14 protein-coding genes, 1 tRNA gene and 1 pseudogene are annotated in these 20,088 nt (G+C 28.8%); 8 read left to right on the top strand and 8 right to left on the bottom strand.

Annotation, left to right across the window (positions count from 1 at the left end; genetic code table 11):
* Window positions 1–1,389: a dipeptidase gene (locus tag GQ540_RS12715; RefSeq protein WP_291801728.1), complete on the bottom strand. Its 1,389-nt coding sequence runs from the start codon at window positions 1,387–1,389 to the stop codon at window positions 1–3.
* 118 nt (window positions 1,390–1,507) lie between these two features.
* Between GQ540_RS12715 and GQ540_RS12710 the strand changes: the two genes are divergently transcribed.
* Window positions 1,508–1,589 (top strand) — tRNA-Leu (locus GQ540_RS12710).
* A gap of 460 nt (window positions 1,590–2,049) precedes the next feature.
* A complete protein-coding gene (locus GQ540_RS12705; protein ID WP_291801725.1) occupies window positions 2,050–3,264 on the top strand; it encodes a hypothetical protein in 1,215 nt (404 codons plus the stop codon).
* 92 nt (window positions 3,265–3,356) lie between these two features.
* Here the strand turns inward: GQ540_RS12705 and GQ540_RS12700 are convergent, their stop codons facing one another.
* The 3 genes from GQ540_RS12700 to GQ540_RS12690 form a co-directional block, all read right to left on the bottom strand.
* Entirely contained in the window at window positions 3,357–3,968 is a 612-nt protein-coding gene (locus GQ540_RS12700; protein WP_291801723.1) for a hypothetical protein, read from the bottom strand.
* Between the two features lie 100 nt (window positions 3,969–4,068).
* Window positions 4,069–9,024 carry a PAS domain S-box protein gene (locus GQ540_RS12695; RefSeq protein ID WP_291801721.1) on the bottom strand — a complete coding sequence of 1,652 codons (4,956 nt, stop codon included), beginning with the start codon at window positions 9,022–9,024 and terminating at the stop codon, window positions 4,069–4,071.
* A gap of 338 nt (window positions 9,025–9,362) precedes the next feature.
* A complete protein-coding gene (locus GQ540_RS12690) occupies window positions 9,363–9,803 on the bottom strand; it encodes a thioesterase family protein (RefSeq protein ID WP_291801719.1) in 441 nt (146 codons plus the stop codon).
* A gap of 127 nt (window positions 9,804–9,930) precedes the next feature.
* Here GQ540_RS12690 and GQ540_RS12685 point away from each other — a divergent pair, with 127 nt between their 5' ends.
* Window positions 9,931–10,644: a methyltransferase gene (locus tag GQ540_RS12685; RefSeq protein ID WP_291801716.1), complete on the top strand. Its 714-nt coding sequence runs from the start codon at window positions 9,931–9,933 to the stop codon at window positions 10,642–10,644.
* A 284-nt stretch (window positions 10,645–10,928) separates the two neighbouring features.
* On the opposite strand, the gene GQ540_RS12680 is transcribed toward GQ540_RS12685, so the two are convergent.
* The 3 genes from GQ540_RS12680 to GQ540_RS12670 form a co-directional block, all read right to left on the bottom strand.
* Window positions 10,929–11,189, bottom strand: coding sequence for a hypothetical protein (locus GQ540_RS12680; RefSeq protein ID WP_291801713.1), 261 nt, complete (start codon window positions 11,187–11,189; stop codon window positions 10,929–10,931).
* A gap of 81 nt (window positions 11,190–11,270) precedes the next feature.
* Window positions 11,271–12,638, bottom strand: coding sequence for a saccharopine dehydrogenase family protein (locus GQ540_RS12675; protein WP_291801711.1), 1,368 nt, complete (start codon window positions 12,636–12,638; stop codon window positions 11,271–11,273).
* A 72-nt stretch (window positions 12,639–12,710) separates the two neighbouring features.
* Window positions 12,711–12,938 carry a DUF2007 domain-containing protein gene (locus GQ540_RS12670; RefSeq protein ID WP_291801708.1) on the bottom strand — a complete coding sequence of 76 codons (228 nt, stop codon included), beginning with the start codon at window positions 12,936–12,938 and terminating at the stop codon, window positions 12,711–12,713.
* Between the two features lie 75 nt (window positions 12,939–13,013).
* On the opposite strand from GQ540_RS12670, the gene GQ540_RS12665 reads away from it, so the two are divergent.
* The 3 genes from GQ540_RS12665 (at window position 13,014) to nhaA (ending at window position 16,624) form a co-directional block, all read left to right on the top strand.
* Window positions 13,014–13,382 (top strand): DUF423 domain-containing protein, encoded by a 369-nt coding sequence (locus GQ540_RS12665; RefSeq protein ID WP_291801706.1) that lies wholly within the window; start codon window positions 13,014–13,016, stop codon window positions 13,380–13,382.
* Between the two features lie 200 nt (window positions 13,383–13,582).
* Window positions 13,583–15,205 (top strand): phosphoenolpyruvate carboxykinase (ATP), encoded by a 1,623-nt coding sequence (gene pckA, locus GQ540_RS12660; RefSeq protein ID WP_291801702.1) that lies wholly within the window; start codon window positions 13,583–13,585, stop codon window positions 15,203–15,205.
* A gap of 108 nt (window positions 15,206–15,313) precedes the next feature.
* Window positions 15,314–16,624 (top strand): Na+/H+ antiporter NhaA, encoded by a 1,311-nt coding sequence (gene nhaA / locus GQ540_RS12655; protein WP_291801700.1) that lies wholly within the window; start codon window positions 15,314–15,316, stop codon window positions 16,622–16,624.
* On the opposite strand, the gene GQ540_RS12650 is transcribed toward nhaA, so the two are convergent.
* Window positions 16,625–17,029: a DUF6146 family protein gene (locus GQ540_RS12650; protein WP_291801697.1), complete on the bottom strand. Its 405-nt coding sequence runs from the start codon at window positions 17,027–17,029 to the stop codon at window positions 16,625–16,627.
* Window positions 17,030–17,123: 94 nt separating this feature from the next.
* Between GQ540_RS12650 and GQ540_RS12645 the strand changes: the two genes are divergently transcribed.
* Window positions 17,124–17,687 (top strand): DNA-3-methyladenine glycosylase I, encoded by a 564-nt coding sequence (locus tag GQ540_RS12645; protein ID WP_291801694.1) that lies wholly within the window; start codon window positions 17,124–17,126, stop codon window positions 17,685–17,687.
* A 114-nt stretch (window positions 17,688–17,801) separates the two neighbouring features.
* Window positions 17,802–19,832, top strand: a pseudogene (locus GQ540_RS12640) (dihydrofolate reductase).
* The last annotated feature ends 256 nt before the right edge of the window (window positions 19,833–20,088 follow it).

Genomic DNA, 20,088 nt, shown 5'->3' with positions numbered 1-20,088 from the left:
TTACTTACTCATTTCAGTAAAATACTTATAAAATAACGGAATGGTTTCAATTCCTTTTAAATAATTAAATACGCCAAAATGTTCGTTTGGAGAGTGAATAGCATCACTGTCTAAACCAAAGCCCATTAAAATAGTTTTACTTTTTAATTCTTTTTCAAATAGCGCTACAATTGGAATACTACCTCCTGAACGTTGTGGAATTGCCGGAACGCCAAAAGTTTCAGTATATGCTTTATTTGCCGCTTTATAACCAATATTATCTGTTGGTGTAACATAACCTTGTCCGCCATGATGAGGTGTAACTTTTATTTTTACAGATTTAGGAGCAATACTTTCAAAGTGTTTTGTAAATAATTCAGTGATATTTTTCCACTCTTGGTTTGGAACTAAACGCATAGATATTTTAGCATATGCTTTACTGGCAATTACTGTTTTTGCGCCTTCACCAGTATAACCTCCCCAAATTCCGTTCACATCTAATGTTGGTCTAATTGAATTACGTTCATTTGTTGTATATCCAGTTTCACCATAAACATCATCAATATCTATTGCTTTTTTATAGTCATCTAAAGAAAATGGCGCTTTTGCCATTTCAGCTCTTTCATTTAATGATAACTCTTCTACACCATCATAAAAACCAGGAATTGTAATATGATTATTTGAATCATGCAGCGAAGCAATCATTTTAGTTAGTACATTAATTGGGTTTGCAACAGCACCACCATACAAGCCTGAATGTAAATCTCTGTTTGGGCCAGTAACTTCAACTTCAACATAACTTAAACCACGTAAACCCGTAGTAATTGATGGTTGTGAGTTAGAAATCATTCCTGTATCTGAAATTAAAATAACATCGTTACTTAATTTTTCTTGATTTCTTTCAACAAACCAAGCCAAACTAGACGAGCCAATTTCTTCTTCACCTTCTACCATAAACTTAACATTACAAGGAAGGTTGCTATTTTTAGTCATATATTCTAACGCCTTAACGTGCATATACATTTGACCTTTATCATCACAAGCACCACGAGCAAAAATAGCGCCATCAGGATGTTTTTTAGTAGTTTTTATAACGGGCTCAAAAGGAGGTGAATCCCATAATTCAATTGGGTCTGCAGGTTGTACATCATAATGTCCATATACAAGTACTGTAGGTAAGTTTTCATCAATTATTTTTTCTCCATATACAATTGGGTAGCCTGGCGTTTCACATATTTCTACGGTAGTACATCCGGCTTTTTCAAGTGCATTTTTTACAGCATCAGCAGTGTTTAAAACATCTTGACTGTAAGCTGAATCTGCACTAATTGATGGTATTTTTAAAAGATCAATAAGCTCATTAATAAATCTATCTTTATGTTGATTAACGTATGATTTAATATTTTTCATGAATGTATAATTTGTTTATTCAAAAATACACAATTTTATTCGGATTAAAATTGATAAAAAATATTCGTTTACCGCTTTGCAATTTTAAAGTATTGTGTATATTTGCAGCCACAATTAAGCGGGCGTGGTGGAATTGGTAGACACGCTAGACTTAGGATCTAGTGCCGCAAGGTGTGAGAGTTCGAGTCTCTCCGCCCGCACAAAGCTCTTCAGAAATGAAGAGCTTTTTTTTTGACTACAATTTAGCCTAAATATACAAGGTGGATTGGCGAGGAGTTTACCTTGAACGCAGTTAAAACAAGTCACTTTTACCACACAAGGAGTTCTACAATTCAAGGTGTTTTTAATTTAAAACTCCACTATTCAATGAATTAAAAAATCATAAAATGATATTTATCATTAAATAATTGGCTTTTGAGAGGTAAATTTATAATTACATTTTTTCTTTAAAGAAAGTATAAGAAAAAAGAGATTACATACAATTCCTCATATATAAATTACTGTACACTCCAAACAGTAAATAAACCTCATTTATTTTAAGTTTAGAATACATATTTTATCTATTCTACTTAATAAACACCCTAGTTTGATGTGAATTTAACTATTAATAAGCGGTAGCCGAAAAGCTAAGAGAGTAGGCAAACTTTAAATATATGTACTATGAGAACAATACATTTAAAATTACTGATGGCAATTTTAATAATTGGAATTGCATTAACGGCTTGTAATAATGATGACAACGATGATGGATTGGTAGTAGGGCCTGAAGATATCACAATTGCTATTGATGAAAATCAAGCATTTAACATGAAAAATTTTTCAGCTTCGTTTGAGCAATTATTTGTTTCAGACAGAAGACCAGCTTGGGGTTTTACCCATAATTATGTAAACGGAAAAGCGATAGAGACGTATCAAAATTATAAAATACATGGAATATTTGGAGATAAGATATTTACAATAGTTCATAACTTTAATACTGAAGGTATTATTGTTTCCTCTCAGAGATTAGAAGCACTTGGTTATTGGGAATCAGATGCAATTACTTTTACATATGTTTATGATTTAGAGGGCTACATTATAAAGTTAACTAAAACAGAAGATGGTGAGATTAGAGATGTTGTAAATATGGAGTATGACACAAATATGCAATTAATAAAAAAAATACATGAAGCATTAAGCGGTAAAATCGTTAAGAATAAAAATGAAGGAGGAGATGAAGAATGGGAAGAATTATTTACCTATGATACTGAAGGGAATGTTTTAAGCTATACAAATGAAAGATGGGATGATGTTTATGAGTATACCTATTTGAATGGAAATATGGTTGAAGAAAAGGAATATTATAATGGTAGTTTAGATGATACTTATATTTTTGAATACGATAGTGAAAATAGGTTAGTATCAAGATATAGAGTAGGTGAGAGCGAAGATAGAGATACCTATGAATACACTACCAACCTTATGCGCGAGATAGAATATAATGATGATTATCTTGATGAAATTACAGATTATATTGAAGGATTGTTTCGTGTAAAAAGATGGGATTTTAGATATGATAATGATGATATTTTTGAATATTGTAGAGCTAAAGAATATGGTGTAGATGAATATATAACTAAAAAAGAATATTATGAAGGAACACCTGATAATTTAGTGTTAGTAGGATATTCAATAATTGATAGTAGAGATTCTTCAACCAATAAAAAAACAAAAGAGAGTATTTATAATGAAGCAGGAACCAAAATATTTTATGCTGAGTTTGTTTTAAATGGAAGTTCAATAATTGAAACAAATTGGTTTGATGTTGAAGGTAATTCTTGGCAAACAAATGATTTTAGTGAAGAACAAGGTTGGATTTTTATCCTAGTTAGATAGTTTTCCGCTACTTGTAAACAATGAAAGTTAGCATATAAAAAGCTTCTCAATTTTGAGAAGCTTTTTTGTAGGTTATTATTTTGCGCAAAAGTTTAATAGCCGCCTCTGCCCATACCTGTTCCTTGTTTTTGACCGCTACCTCTAGATCGCTGTCCGCTTTGCATTTGAGGTCTTTCAGCAGCTTTAGGGTTTAGCTTTTTTAATTCACTTTGTTGATATTTAAGCCACGCTTTATATTGTTTTTCAGAAAGTTCTTTTTCAAGGGTGGTATTTAACTTGTTCTTTTGAAATTTTACTTTTGAACGAATTGGAGCTAGCATTTCATTTGCTTGCATTTGAGATTCTTTCATAGTACTAAAATCACGATTTAGTTTAGCTTCATTTCTTTTTTTAGTTAAAAAAGAAGTTACATCATCAAATGTTTCGTAATTAAATGTTTTTAACTCATTTATTTTGTTGTTATGTTGTGAAATTGCTTTAGATACAATGGTCTTTTTAGGGGCTTTTTTAACTTTTATTTTTTTTAGAACTATATCAATATCATACATTATAATTCCAACCATATTTTTAGGTTGTATTTTTTGTTGAGTTTGATTGTAACGTTGTCCTTGTTGTTGTGATGTATTTCCTCTTTGTTGAGAAAACGCAATTGTATTTAAAGTAAAAAAAAGGAGAGTTAAAATAAGGTGTTTTTGTAAATTCATTTTTAGATTTTATTTAATTGTGTTTAAAAAAGTTAGACTGTATAAAGCGTTAAAGGTTTAGTGTGTTAACAATACTTTAACGCTTTATTTTAAGTTAGTTTTACTTTAGTACGGTAAGATGTTTTTTTAATATATCGCTTAACGTTTTTTTACTAATTGGTTTTGAAATAAAATCATTACAACCAACAGCAATAGATTTATTAATATCTTCAGATGTTGAATAAGCTGTTTGTGCAATTATTGGTACATTGGGATTAAATTCTTTTATTAATTTTGTAGCTTCATAACCATTCATTAATGGCATTTTAATATCCATTAGAATAAGATTAATTTTAGGATTTTCTTTACTAATTTTAACAGCTTCTTTACCATTTTTTGCATGTAAAACAGTACAATCAATTTTTAATGAATCATGGAGCAATGTTTCTAAAAATAAATAATTAACTTCTTCATCTTCAGCAATTAAAATTATAGGTGTACCTTCCTTAGTTTCAGTTTTTAATTCTTTTGTTGAATTTTTTGAGATTATTTTAGTAGTTGGTTTATAGGGTATTATAACTGTAAATGTAGAACCAACTCCTTTTTTAGATTTTAAGGTAATGGTGCCTCCTAATAATTCGGCGTTTTCTTTAGCAATTGATAAGCCTAAACCTAAACCTCCAAACTTCTTTGAAAGTTCTTTTTCTTCTTGAGAAAATCGATCAAATATTGTTTTTTGATTGGCTTCATTTATTCCAACCCCAGTATCTTTTACATAAATTTCTAATTGTGGTTTTTTTGTATTGTTTAGCACATAGCCAAATTCAATATCACCTTCATTAGTAAATTTAAATGCATTTTCTAATAAATTACTTAAAATTTTATTTAGTTTTAATGCATCAGTAAATATAGTACTTTCAATATCTGAAAGTCCTTTTTTTAAGTACAGGGGTATTTTATTTTCTTTTGCTTTAATGTCAAATATTGAAAATAAGTGTAACATTTCGTTGTTTAAACATAGCTCTTTTTCAATGGCTGTAACCTGTTTTGTTCCTAGTCTTGATATTTCTAAAATATCATCTATAACTTGCATTAATTGGTTACCACTACTTTTAATAATACTGCCAAAATATTTTCTTTTGTCTAAAGTTGTATCAGGAGTGCATAAAAGTTCAGTAAACCCTAAAATACCATTCATAGGAGTTCTAATTTCATGTGACATATTGTTTAAAAATTCAGTTTTTAAACGATCACTTTCTTCAGCTTTTTCTTTTGCTTTTTTAAGTGTTTTGTTTTGCGTTTTTAATTTTAGCTCTGCATTTTTAATATCGGTAATATTAACCATAGATACAATAGCTGTTTTAGTATCATCTAAAAGTACCGATTTTATAATTACAGAAACAATACTTCCATCGCCTTTTACAAATTGTGTTTCTCTAACAAATTCTTTATTGTTTGATGCTATTGATATGAGTTCTTCTTTAAAAGTTTCAATTGATTTTAAGTTGAAGTTTTTACTTAAATGATTCATCAAATCATCTTTAGATTCAGATCCTAACAAATCTAATGTAATGCTATTTACATTTAACACTTTAACCTTAGAAACACATTCAGAAACAAAATCAGGGTGTTCATCTAAATATACTTTAAGTTTTGTTGACTTTAAGTTTTTTTCATTTAAAAAGGGAATTAATTTCGATAAATCTTCTTCCCAAAGAGATACGGGGCTTTTTTCAAATAAATTTCCAAACCTATTTTTACTTTCTAAAAGTAGTCTGTTTTTTTTAGATAATTCTAAACTAACAGTATTTAATTCCTCGTTTTGTTTTAGTAGTAATTTTTGATTTTCTTTAAGCGCAGTAATATTCTCTTTAATAGCTAAATAATTAATTATTTCTCCTTTTTCATTTTTTATTGGAGTTATGGTTGTTTGCTCCCAAAATAATTTTCCGTTTTTGGTTTTATTTTCAAATTCGCCTTTCCAAGTTTTTCCTGCTGTAATTGTTGACCATAAATAGGTGTAGTATTCTTTTGGATGATTTCCAGATTTTAAAAATTTCGGATTTTTTCCAATTGCTTCTTCAGGTGTATAACCAGTTACTTCAGTAAATTTAGGGTTTGTATATTCTATAATTCCATTAATATCAGTAATATAGATGGAGTTTGCACTTTGTTCAACTGCAGTTAATAATTTTTTATTTTCTTTTTCAGCATTTATACGTTGGGTTATATCTCTGTCAACTCCTCTATAACCTTGTAATTTTCCTTTGGAATCTAAAATTGGAACTGCATTACTTTCAAGATAGCGATACGTGCCATTTTTATGTAGCCATTTAATTTGCCAGTTCTCCCAACCTTTATTTGTTGCAATTAAGTTAGGGAGTTTCTGCTTAATGTTTTTAATATCAACTGGATGAATGAAATCAAAACTGCTATTTCCAACTATTTCATTAGGAGAATAACCAATAATATTTTCAACAATAGGGTTGCTATACGTATGAACACCATCTATATCAATTTCCCAAATCCATTCAGAAGTGTTTTCTACAATATCCTTAAATTTCTCTTTGGTATTAATAAGTTCTTGTTCAGCTAGTTTAGTTTCAGTAATGTCTTGTAGCGTACCATAAGATTTTATAAAATTCCCATCATTATCATCATTATAAATGTATTGCCCTTTTGAGTGTAGCCATTTAATAGTGCCGTTTTCTAATACAATACGATAATTGAGTGAATGTCCATTTTTTTCTTTTTTAGACTTTTCAAACTCAACACGTTGCCTTTCTTTATCTTCAGGATGTATATGTTTTAATATATATTCTAAGGATGGTGGTATATTATTTCTAGAAATTTCAAAAATATTGTAAATCTCATCAGACCAAGAAATCTTTTTATGGTATACATCTATTTCCCAATTCCCAACTTTTGCAATTTGTTGCGCTTCATTTAAGCTTTTAATATTTTTTTCTAATTTTTTTGAATTTTGATCTTGCTCAATTTGATGCGCAATTCTTGGTGCAACTAAATTTAAAATAATTTTAATAAGTTCAGTATTTTTAATAGATTTTAAGCCTATAAGACCTAGAGCACCTATAACTTCACCTTTAGAATTTAATAAAGGTGCTCCTGCATAACTTTCCGCATTCATATCAATTAAAATTTGATCTTTCGGAAATTTCTTCTGAATATTTGAAGGGTGAACACAATAATTACCTTTAATTACATTTTCACAAGGTGTATATTTTAAATCGTATTCTATATTTGGGAGTACTTCATTTTTAAGTGTTAAACCAACTGTTTTTACTTTGTGATTAGGTAATAACTCATCAATAAAAGCATATTCTATATTTAATATTTCAGTTAAAAAAGGAAGAATTGTATTGTAAATGTCAGTTCCTTTATCTCTCCATCCACCTGAAATATACCGCAATGTTTTGTCAATTAAAGTATTTTGTGTAATATCATGTGTAGTAGTAATTACAAACTTTTCTTTATTAAATTTAAACGACCTAAGTGATAATAAAACGGTTTTAATGGCACCCGTTTTTATTTGGACTTTAGTTTCAAAATTTGTAACAATCCCGTTTTTAGAAAATTTAGTATTTAAAGTTTCAGTATCTTTTGGATTCACAAAAAGAGTTACTTTATTGGCATTTTTACCAATTAATTCTTTTTCAGAAAAACTAGATAATTTAATAAAAGCTTTATTTACATAGGTAAATGTGCTATCCGAAACTTTGGTTACACTAATTGCATCAATTTGTGTATCAAAAATAGTTCTAAAATAGACTTGATTTTCTTCGGCAGATTCTTTTAATTTAATAAGTTGTTGTTCTGTGTTTTTTTGTTCGGTAATGTCTTGGAATGTGCCGTATGATCGTATTGGGTTTCCATTAGTATCATATTCACTTTTTCCTCTTTCAATAACCCATTTTACATCCCCATTTTTTAATAATGCCCTATGTTCTAATTTATATTCAGTTTTTTCAGTTATAGATTTATTAAAAGTGTAGTCCAATAATTCCCTATCGTCTGGGTGAATGTATTGAAGCATTGAATTATAAGATGGTTTATAAGTAGTAGGATTAATTTCTAAGAGTTTATAAATTTCGTCAGACCAAGTAAGTGTGTCATTTACTAAATCATAATCCCAGTTTCCTATTTTAGCAACTAACTGTGCTTCTTTTAATTTTAGTTCACTTTCTTCAACTATTTTTTTTGCTGCTGTAAGTTCTTTGTTTTGGTTTTTTAAATCTTCCTCAATTTGTTTTAATTTAGTAACATCTGTATAAACAGTAATTTTAGAATTATTTTCTAATAAAACAGATGAAACTATATAATCTTTTTCTGAAATTTTTAATTCAACATTAGTTCTCTTTTTCTTTTTTAATTCATCATAAAAGCAAAAAGAACAAGGCTCATCTAAATTATGAATGGCTTTAAAACATTTTTCACCTACAGCATTATAACCAATTCGGTCAATCATTGCACCATTTAAATATTCAATATTTTTATCTGCATCGCATAAGTAAACTCCATCTTGAAAGGCATCTAAAATGTCATTTAATTTTTCATGTTGTTTAATTATTTCATTTTCTGCAACTATACGTTTTGTAATGTCTTGCCCTTGCGCAATGGTTGAAAGTAATTTATTATCATTATCATAAATATTGGCTGAATTCCAAAGTGCAATTCTGGTTTCACCATTTTTACAAAGGATTGGAATTTCAATGGTTTCCCAAAAATCACCAGATAAAGTTCTGTCAATTGCTGCTTTTGTTTTTTTGATGCTTTCCTTTGGAAATAACACATCTAATTTTTTACCAATAACGTCTTCTGAAGTATAACCTGTTAAATGTTCAAAAGCCTGATTGAAACGTTTGATTTCGAATTTAGGGTTCCATACAATAATAGGTGCGTTGGCATAACCAATAAGATTTTCTAAATACTTTTGGGTAGTGTCTTTATTGTCACTTACAGTTTTAACAGCTGTTGTGGCATTTTTAATTATTTTAAACTCTTTTTCGTAGTACTCAACCTTTTTCAATAGCTCTTCATAGGTTGGATTAGATTTCATTCTATGGTATTTATTAGGTTTGGGTTAATTGTAATTTCCTTTAAACCTAAAATTTAAGATTTAAAAAGGAAGGCTAAAGCGCTAAAAATATAAAATTCTTATTAAATAATCTATGATATTTATCAACTGTAAATTAGCTTTTAACTAGTGTTGTTGCTTCTTTTTAATTGTAAAATTCACTTTTAATATTACTTGTAATTTAGTTAAAATTTTCATTATATGAAAATCATAAATTTACATATTGTGATTTATTGTTTCAGATAGGTTTAAAAAATAAGATAAGAGAGTGTTTTTTTTAGGATGTTTTAAAAATATAATTGAATCACTAAAAAAAATAGCTACTTAAGAGGAATTTCAATAAAATTAGTTGATTTTGGGAGTGTTTCAAAAATTGTTTCAAACTTTTTTGGAGGAGAAGTTAGCTTTCTTTTTATTAAATCTATCCAAGCTCCGTATACTTTTATTTCAGCTGACAGTTTGCCTTCTTCATTAAAAATTTGATGTTTAAAACGCCAGCGTTCAATACCTTTTGAAACCCCTTCTAATTCCATTTTCACGGTAATATTTTCTCCAATATGTATTTCTTTAAAAAAGGAAGTTTCTTCTTTAAATAGAACTGGGCCAATGTTTAGTTTGGCAAACTCATTTATTGAAAGACCATGTTCTTGAAAAAAACGCACTCTTACTTCAGCTGCATAATCATTATATGCAGTATGACGCATATGACGGTTTGGGTCAAAATCTGACCACTTTGTATGAAAGGTTATTTCAAAATTCATGTCTTAATTTTTAAGTGAACAAATTTACATGAATTTGTGTAATGTTTTAAGGTTTTAAAAAAGTTAACGATGCGTTATAACAAAAATAATTTCTTGTAAATTGCGCCAAAAATAGATAGTTAGTAAAATGAGTAAAGCATTTCAATTCAAACAATTTACAATTGAGCAAGATAAAACAGCAATGAAAGTTGGAACTGATGGTGTTTTATTGGGCGCTTGGGCGCAATTAGAATCTAATTTGTTTAGTGTGTTAGATATTGGAGCTGGAACGGGTTTAATTGCTTTAATGTTGGCTCAAAAAAGTAATGCTGAACTTATTGATGCTATTGAATTAAATGATGAAGCTTACGAGCAAACAGTTGAAAATTTTGAGAATAGTGATTGGGGAGATCGGTTATTTTGTTACCATGCTTCATTACAGGAATTTTCAGAAGAAATTGATGATACGTACGATTTAATTATTTCTAATCCGCCTTTTTATACTTCAACCTATAAAGAACTTCCAAAAGAACGAGCAATGGCTCGCCATACTGAAACGTTGACATATACTGAATTACTGAGTAGTGTCGCTAAATTATTGTCTGAAAACGGAAGTTGTGCTTTTATAATTCCTTTTGAAGAAGCAACTAATTTTATTTTTATAGCTAAAGGAAATAACTTATGTCTTAACAGAATAACGAACGTTAAAGGAACTGAAAATTCTAAATTTAAACGAAGTTTAGTCCAATTTTCATTTTTAGAAAAACCAATTGTAAAAACTGAATTAATTATTGAAATTGAACGTCATAATTACACGGATGAATATACTGCGTTAACAAAAGATTTTTATTTAAAAATGTAATTGTTATATCATGAATACTACTGCAGAGAGAACTTTTAAAAATAGCGCATTGTTTATAGTTGTTAATTTTATTGGTTACGCACTTTTTCCTTTTCCATTGTAGTATCCATTTCTTTTTTTAAATCAAGAGCTTCTATATATATCAATTTTAGTTTTAATAAAATATAAGATTGTTAAAACAAGTATTAAAATAGGAGTTGTATAAATAAACGCTAGTTCATCAAAAAATTCAGCATTATCATTAACTACAAAAATTAATTGAAATAAATAAACAGTGATTGGGACTAAAATTGCAGGAGCCCACCAATTTTTGTAGTTACATATAATATTGTTAATAAGAAAAAAGGAACAAACTTTGCAAAAATCCAGTAAACATAAGCTTGTATTGAAGGGAAATACCCAGATTTTATAGTTCCAAAAATTGTTTCTATTTGTTTAATGTCAGGAGAAATACTTTCACTTATGTAAAGCAAATAAGGACTTATAACAATTAATATAATAATAGTGGTTCCTATTAATAAAGAGTTTTTTTTAAAATGTTTCATGCAAAACGGGGTTTTTTTGATGATTGACTAAGCTAAGATACTCAAAATCTATTAATTTTTTTTAGAGAATCTTGCAGTTTATCAAATTATTATATCAGGGTTATAGCCAAAATAGGGAACGTTTTTTTCTTTAAAAATAATACCGTTTTCTTCTAATTCTTTTAAAATAGGTTTATAAACTTCTTTAGTAATTGGAATTTGTACACCTGGAGTGGTTATTTCACCATTTAAAATTTTTAAAGTTGCAATAGCTACGGGTAAACCAACTGTTTTTGCCATTGCTGTATATGTTTGGTTGTCTCCAATACAAACCATACTACTTTCAATTTGATGTTTTTCACCATTTAGTTCATACCCAAAAAGATGTTGCATTACAATCATGTCCTTATCATCTTCTTTCAATGTCCAGCTATCTTTTAATATTTTTTCAAGTATTTGAGCAGGTGTGGCATTCGCTAACTTTACTTTTTTTGTTGAATTAAAAATATCTAGTTCCAATAATTTTTCCCAAATAATATCATCTTGATCAATTTTTAGATAATGACGTAATTTTAACTCAACGGAATCATTAGGGTTGTAAGCTAAAAATGAATTTGTAAAATCGCGATAACTCATTTGCTCAGAATCTTCAATTGTGTAACTATCATCAGTCATTCCTAATTGAACAAAAATATTCCACGCTCTTGAGTAACCAACACGCCTAATAGTTCCTCTATACAACGTTAAAATATTATCTAAACCATAAATACTTTTATATTTTAAAGAATCTCTATTTGCATATCCTTCAAATTTACCATAACCGTCAATAGTTAAAATTTCAGTTCGTCTAAATAATTTTTGATATGGTATATATTTATATTTACCTTCTTGTAAAAATTTGGCAGCACCACCTTGTCCGGCAAGTACTACATTTCTTGGATTCCAAGTAAATTTATAATTCCACAAATTATCATCACACTCTGGCGCAACTAAACCACCTGTAAAAGACTCAAAAAGTAACATTTTACCACCTTTATCTCTTATGTTATCTAATACTTTCATGGCGCTCATATGGTCTATTCCAGGATCTAGACCAATTTCATTCATAAAAATAAGATTCTTTTTAATGGCTTCTTCATTTAGCGCTTTCATTTCATTAGAGATGTATGAAGCTGTAACCATGCTTTTTCCAAAGTTTAAACAATCTTTAGCAACATTTAAATGTAAATGCGCAGGAAGCATTGAAATAACAATATCTGAATTTTTAATAGCTTGTTGTCTTTCTTCATCATTAAAAATATCTAAAGCTATTGCTGTTCCATTTTTATGATTTTGTAATATGCTTTTGGCAAGTTCTAAAGAAACATCGCCAATAGTTATATGTAAGTTTTCTGAAAAAGATTTTTGAAGTAAATAAGTTATTAAAGATGATGAAGATCTACCAGCACCAATTAACAAAATTTTTCTCATATTCGTATTTTTATAGAATTAATAAGGTGTACGAAAATACGAATTAAAAGGATTATTTATAGTATAAATTAATTATTCTTCAGAATTTATGGTATCTAATATTTCTTTGGCCTTTTCAAAATTTAAAGCACTTACTTTTAATTTATATCCTGTAGAGGAAGGAAGTCCTGTGTAAGTAACATTACCATCAAAAATAAAACTTTCTATACCTTTATTGGCTAATAGCGTTTTTGCAATTTCAACTTGATGAATAAAATTAGTTATTGTTAGTGTTACTAATGTCTCTGAGTTATTTTCCATAATCGTTTATTTTTACTTAAATATATGAAATATTGAATGATTAAATTTAAGTTTGTAACAAAATTTTTACGCAACATGAATAAAAACTTAGCAATCACTTCATTTTTAGGAGCATTAACAATTGTATTAGGTGCATTTGGCGCACACGCTCTTCAAGAAACGCTAACAATTAACGAATTAAAGAGTTTTGAAACAGCTGTACGTTATCAAATGTACCATGTAATTGCATTGTTAATTGTAAATATGTATTCTAAACTCAATATTAAAACAAAAAACACGATTAGTTATTTGTTTTTTGCAGGCATATTTTTCTTTTCAGGGTCTATATATGCTATAACTTTTGGAGTTAATTCAAAAAGCATTTGGTTTGTTACGCCTTTAGGTGGTTTGTTTTTTATTTTAGGGTGGTTAAAAATGGGTTTTTCGTTTTTAAAAAAGGAATAATAATTAAAATAATAATTCATTAAAAATCTATACAGAAATGTTTGTTGAGTTGAACAATTAGATTTACTTTTGGAAAATATTTCATATCAAAAAAAAGGAAAAAGTTTTTTTTGAAAAAACACGAAAACGTTTTCGTGAAAATTGAATTTATACGAATCTAGAACATAAACAGAATTAAAATAAATATAAAATTACAACGAATGGAAGTCCTTAAAAAATCAGTAATAACATCGTTAAACGATTTGGGAATTAAAGATGTTAAAGAGGTCGTTTATAATCCATCATATGATGAGTTATACAACGCTGAATTAGATGAAAATTTAAAAGGTTTTGAAAGAGGTGTTTTAACAGAACTTGGCGCTGTAAATGTTATGACAGGTAAATTTACAGGTCGTTCACCTAAAGATAAATATATTGTAAAAGATGCTGTAACTGAAAATACACTATGGTGGAATTCAGAAAAAGCACCAAATGATAATAAGCCTACAACTCAAGAAGTTTGGAGTAATTTAAAAGACTTGGTAATTGAAGAATTATCAGCTAAAAAATTATATATTGTTGATGCTTTTTGTGGAGCAAATGAGGATACTCGTTTAAAAGTTCGTTTTATTGTTGAAGTACCTTGGCAAGCACATTTTGTAACAAACATGTTTATTCGCCCAACTGCAGCAGAACTTGAAAACTTTGGAGAACCAGATTTTGTTGTATTAAATGGTTCTGAAACTTCAAACCCAAATTGGGAAGCACAAGGTTTAAATTCTGAGAATTTTGTACTTTTTAATTTAACTGAAAAAATGCAAATTATTGGAGGTACTTGGTACGGTGGTGAAATGAAAAAAGGAATGTTTGCAATGATGAACTACTACTTGCCATTAAGAGGAATAGCAGCAATGCATTGTTCAGCTAACGTAGGTAAAGACGGAGATACTGCAATTTTCTTTGGTCTTTCAGGAACAGGAAAAACAACATTATCTACAGATGCTAGCCGTCAGTTAATTGGTGATGATGAGCACGGATGGGATGATGAAGGAATCTTTAACTTTGAAGGTGGATGTTATGCAAAAACAATTGATTTAGATAAAGATTCAGAACCAGAAATTTACGCAGCAATTAAGAAAAACGCTTTACTTGAAAACGTAACTGTTGATGCTGATGGTAAAATTGATTTTAGTGATGGTTCAGTTACACAAAATACACGTGTATCTTACCCAATTAACCATATTGAAAATATTGTAGCGCCAGTTTCAAAAGCAGGTCACGCAGAAAAAGTAATTTTCCTTTCTGCTGATGCATTTGGAACGTTACCTCCAGTATCAAAATTAACACCTGAGCAAACACAATATCACTTCTTATCAGGATTTACAGCTAAATTAGCAGGAACTGAACGTGGTATTACTGAGCCAACACCAACATTCTCAGCTTGTTTTGGAGCAGCATTTTTAACATTGCACCCAGTAAAATATGGTGAAGAGTTAGTGAAAAAAATGAAAGCTAATGGTGCAGAAGCATATTTAGTAAATACAGGATGGAACGGAACAGGAAAACGTATTTCAATTAAAGATACAAGAGGAATTATAAATGCAATTCTTGATGGATCTATTGAAAAAGCAGAAACTAAAAACATTCCTATTTTTAATTTAGAAGTACCAACTTCATTACCTGGAGTTCAGACTGAAATTTTAGATCCTAGAGATACGTATAAAAATGTTGAAGAGTGGAATACTAAAGCAACTAAATTAGCAGGTTTATTTATTGAAAATTTCGAAAAATATACAGATAATGAAGATGGAAAAGCATTAGTAGCTGCAGGACCTCAATTATAAGATTATATACATCTTTAATTAATAGTAAAAAACCTCCCAATTAGGAGGTTTTTTACTATTAAAAATTTGAAATATTGTATATTTCGGCGCTAATTAAGTTAAGATTAAATGAGACGTATAAGTAATTCTTTAAAAACCTTTATAAAATTAGAAACATCATCAAGTATTTTACTTTTTGCAGTTTCTATTTTAGCAGTAATTTGGGCAAATTCATCCTATGGGTATGTATATGAAGAATTATGGCATCACGAATTTACTATTGGGTTTGCAGATACCAATTTTCATTTATCAAAACCATTGATACTCTGGATTAATGATGGATTAATGGCTATCTTCTTTTTTGTGATAGGTTTAGAAGTGAAACGAGAAGTATTGGTTGGTGAATTAACAACTTTAAGAAAAGCATCATTACCAATTTTTGCAGCTATAGGAGGAATGTTGTTTCCAGTACTTATTTTCTTTGTATTAAATAATGGAAAATTAGGAGGAGATGGATGGGGAATTCCAATGGCTACGGATATTGCATTTACTTTAGGGATATTAACATTGCTTGGAAAAAGAGTGCCTTTAGGCTTAAAAATATTTTTAACAGCATTTGCTATTGTTGATGATATTGGAGCTGTTTTAGTAATTGCAATATTTTATAGCTCTAATATTCAATGGAATTTAATTATGTATGCCATGTTAATTTTTAGTGTACTTGCGTTTTTAAGCTATAAAGAAGTTTACTCAAAGTACTTTTATTTTGTAATGGGATTTGTAGTTTGGTTATTATTTTTAAAGTCTGGAATTCATCCTACTATTGCAGGAATTTTAATGGCATTTACAATTCCAATTCAACGTAAAGTAGATGTAAAAGAATATATACAAAAAGCGACTATTCAGTTTAATATTTTTAAATCTAGCAAACCAACTTCTGAAGAATTATTAAGTACAGAACAAATTCAAGCAATAGATTCTGTAGAAAGTTTAACAAATAAAGTGCATTCACCACTTCAAAATTTAGAACACACACTGCATGGTTGGGTTTCGTATATTATTATGCCAATTTTTGCTTTAGCAAATGCAGGTGTAATTTTAAGTTTTAGCGGTTTAGGTGATTTTATTCATATTAGTTATAATATAGCGTTGGCATTAGTTTTAGGAAACACTATTGGTATTATGCTTATGGTTGGTATTGCTGTTAAATTAAAGCTAGCTGATTTGCCTGAAAATGTAAATTTTAAACAATTATTTGGAGTGAGTTTATTAGGTGGGCTTGGATTTACAATGTCACTTTTTATTGCCAATTTAGCGTATGTTGATGAAAGTTTAATTGCAGCAGCAAAAATGGGTGTAATTATAGGTTCTTTAGTGGCAGGTATTTTAGGATATTTAGTGTTGCGATTTACGTTAAACAAAGATATTATTGAAGAATAACTAAAAAACCTCTTTATACGTATACTCAACAAATTTAAAATAGTTGTACAATTTATAGTTTACATCTAATCCGTAATTTGTATTAAAATTGTAATCAATTACATTTTCATAAATATCGTTATTGTATCTTAAAGGGTTTTGAGCTCTACTATTCCATGTTGTAACGTAAAATTTATTTTTAGTTTCATAGTAAGACTGCGAATAAAAATTTGCAGGTTTAGCAATTGAATTTAAATAAAATTCAAAACCAGTATCAATAATAATTATTTCATAATCCAAACTATCATTAGCAATTCTTACAGCTTCATTTTGAAGTGTTTCTTTAGTTGTTGTACTTCTTTTTGAAGTTGAAGAACAACTAAAAATAAGTGCTAAAATTACTGTAAATAAAATTAAATTTCTCATAATCAATGCTTTTAAGGGATTATTAAATATACAAAAAACATTCCAGTTTTAAATTATGGTATTTTTATTTTAACTTGTCAAAAAATTAAATATAATGGATAAAGTACGTTGTTCTTGGTGTGGTAAAGACCCACTATATATTGAATATCATGATACTGAATGGGGAGTTCCTGTATATGATGATGCTAAGCTTTTTGAATTTTTAATTTTAGAAACTTTTCAAGCGGGTTTAAGTTGGATTACAGTTTTAAAAAAACGAGAAAACTTTAGAAAAGCTTTTGATAATTTCGATTATAAAAAAATAGCAACATATAATGAAGCTAAATTTAATGAACTTATTCAGGACGCAGGTATTATTAGAAACAAATTAAAAGTTAAAGCAACCATTTCAAATGCAGTTGCTTTTATGAATGTGCAACAAGAATTTGGTTCATTCTCTAACTATATTTGGAAATTTACCAACGGAAAACCAATTAAAAATAGCTGGAAAAATTTAACAGCTGTGCCAGCTACTACAAAACTCTCTGATGAAATTTCAAAAGATTTAAAAAAGCGTGGATTTAAATTTGTTGGTTCAACTGTACTTTATGCACATATGCAAGCTACAGGAATGATTAACGATCATGTTACAGAATGTTTTAGATACAATGAAGTTTAGTGATACGGTATTTTATTAAATTTTATGAAAACTTTAGGAGTTGTACTATTTTATAATTAGAACGAATCACTTTGAAATTGTTAAATTTGAAACTTAAATCAAACAAACTATAAAATGAAACTTAAATATTTTTTGCCAATGCTGTTTACAGCAGCGTTATTGTTTTCATGTGGAAACAATAAAAATGAAACTGTAAAAGAAGAATCAGCTTCTGAATTTGAATATTTTGTTGAGCAATTTGCAGATATAAAAGTACTACGTTACCAAATTCCTGGTTTTAATGAACTTTCATTACAACAAAAACAATTAGTTTATTATTTGTCTCAAGCAGGAATGGAAGGTCGTGATATAATGTACGATCAGAATTACCGTCATAATTTAACAATTAGAAGAGCATTAGAAAATGTGTATCTAAATTATGCTGGAGATAAAAATTTAGAAGATTGGACCAGTTTTGAGATCTATTTAAAAAGAGTTTGGTTTGCTAATGGTATTCACCATCACTATGCAAACAATAAATTTATTCCAAAGTTTTCAAAAGAATATTTTGACACCTTATTAAAAGAAACGAATACAGAACTTACAGGTGAAGCATACGAAGTTATTTTTAATGATGCTGATGCCAAAAAAGTAAATTTAGATGCAGACAAAGGGTTAATTAAAGGTTCGGCTATTAATTTTTATTCACCAAATGTAACTGCTGAAGATATTGATGCATTTTACGCTTCAAAAATTGATAGAACAGATGAAACACCAATAGAGTATGGTTTAAACTCTAAATTGGTGAAAAATGAAGATGGTACTTTAGAAGAAAAAGTATGGAAAGTTGGAGGAATGTACAGTAAATCAATTGAAAAAATTATTTTTTGGCTAGAGAAAGCTGTCACAGTTGCTGAAACTGAAAAACAAGCTGAAGCGCTAAAATTGTTAATTGAATATTACACTACTGGAGATTTAGAAACTTGGGATAAATACAACATTGTTTGGGCTACAAATACCGAGGGAGATATAGATTACATAAATGGATTTATTGAGGTTTATAACGATCCAAAAGCTTTTAGAGGTTCGTATGAGACAGTGATTCAAATTAAAGATTTTGATATGTCTAAAAAAATGGCAGTACTATCTGAAAATGCACAATGGTTTGAAGATAATTCAACATTGATTGATGCTCATAAAAAGAAAAATGTGGTTGGAGTTTCTTACAAAACAGTTAATGTTGCATCAGAATCTGGAGATTCCTCACCATCAACTCCAATAGGAGTTAACTTACCTAATAATAATTGGATTCGTCAACAACACGGTTCAAAATCAGTTTAATTAGGAAATATTATAAATGCATACAACAATGTAGGTGGAACGGGTAAATTAAAAGAATTTGCTTTTGATGAAGCTGAAATAGAAGCTGAAATAACATATGGTGAGTTGGCAGATAAATTACACACTTCTTTACACGAAGTAATTGGCCATGCAAGCGGACAAATAAACCAAGGTATTGGACAACCAAAAGAAACGTTAAAAAATTACGCTTCAACCCTAGAAGAAGCTCGTGCAGATTTAGTTGGGTTGTATTATTTACCTTCAGAAAAATTAGTTGAAATGAAAATTTCTCCAAATGCTAAAGGAATTGGAAAAGCTGCTTTTGATGGTTATATTAGAAATGGTTTGTTAACACAATTAACACGATTAAATTTAGGAGATGATGTTGAAGAATCTCATATGAGAAACAGACAATTAGTTGCCGCTTGGGCTTTTGAAAAAGGCGCAAAAGACAATGTGATTGAAAAAGTAGTGAAAGATAGCAAAACATATTTTGTTGTTAGAGATTACAATAAATTAAGAGTATTGTTTGGTGAATTGTTACGTGAAATTCAGCGTATAAAATCTGAAGGTGATTTTGAAGCTGGTAAAGCATTAGTAGAAACGTATGGTGTAAAAGTTGACCAAGAAATTCATAAAGAAGTTTTAGCGCGTAACAGTAAATTTAAATCGGCTCCTTACAGTGGTTTTGTAAATCCTGTTTTAGTTGCAGAAAAAGATGCTGAGGGTAATATAATAGATGTGAAAGTAACTCAACCAGGCAATTTTACTGAACAAATGCTAGATTATGCAAAACGTTATACAACGTTGCCAGATGTAAATTAATAAAAAAATTTAATAGATTAAAAAGCTCATTTCATTTTTTGAAATGGGCTTTTTTTTTTATTAAAAATCAGTTTGATGAGGTTCTGAATGTAGTTCAAAATGACAGTTTTAACCCGTTGTGCATTTTGATTTATTTTATGCATTTGAATGTCAGTTCGAGTAATTTTCGATAGAAAATTGTATCGAGAACTATTTTGAAAACGAAAATTTGATTCTCGATACTAATTTTACTCATTAACATTCGTTAAATTCACTC

The sequence above is a fragment of the Lutibacter sp. genome, assembly GCF_013139515.1.
Classification (GTDB): Bacteria; Bacteroidota; Bacteroidia; order Flavobacteriales; family Flavobacteriaceae; genus Lutibacter.
The sequence above is the reverse complement of the archived record's forward strand: the minus strand, read 5'-3'. Positions and strand labels throughout refer to the sequence as shown.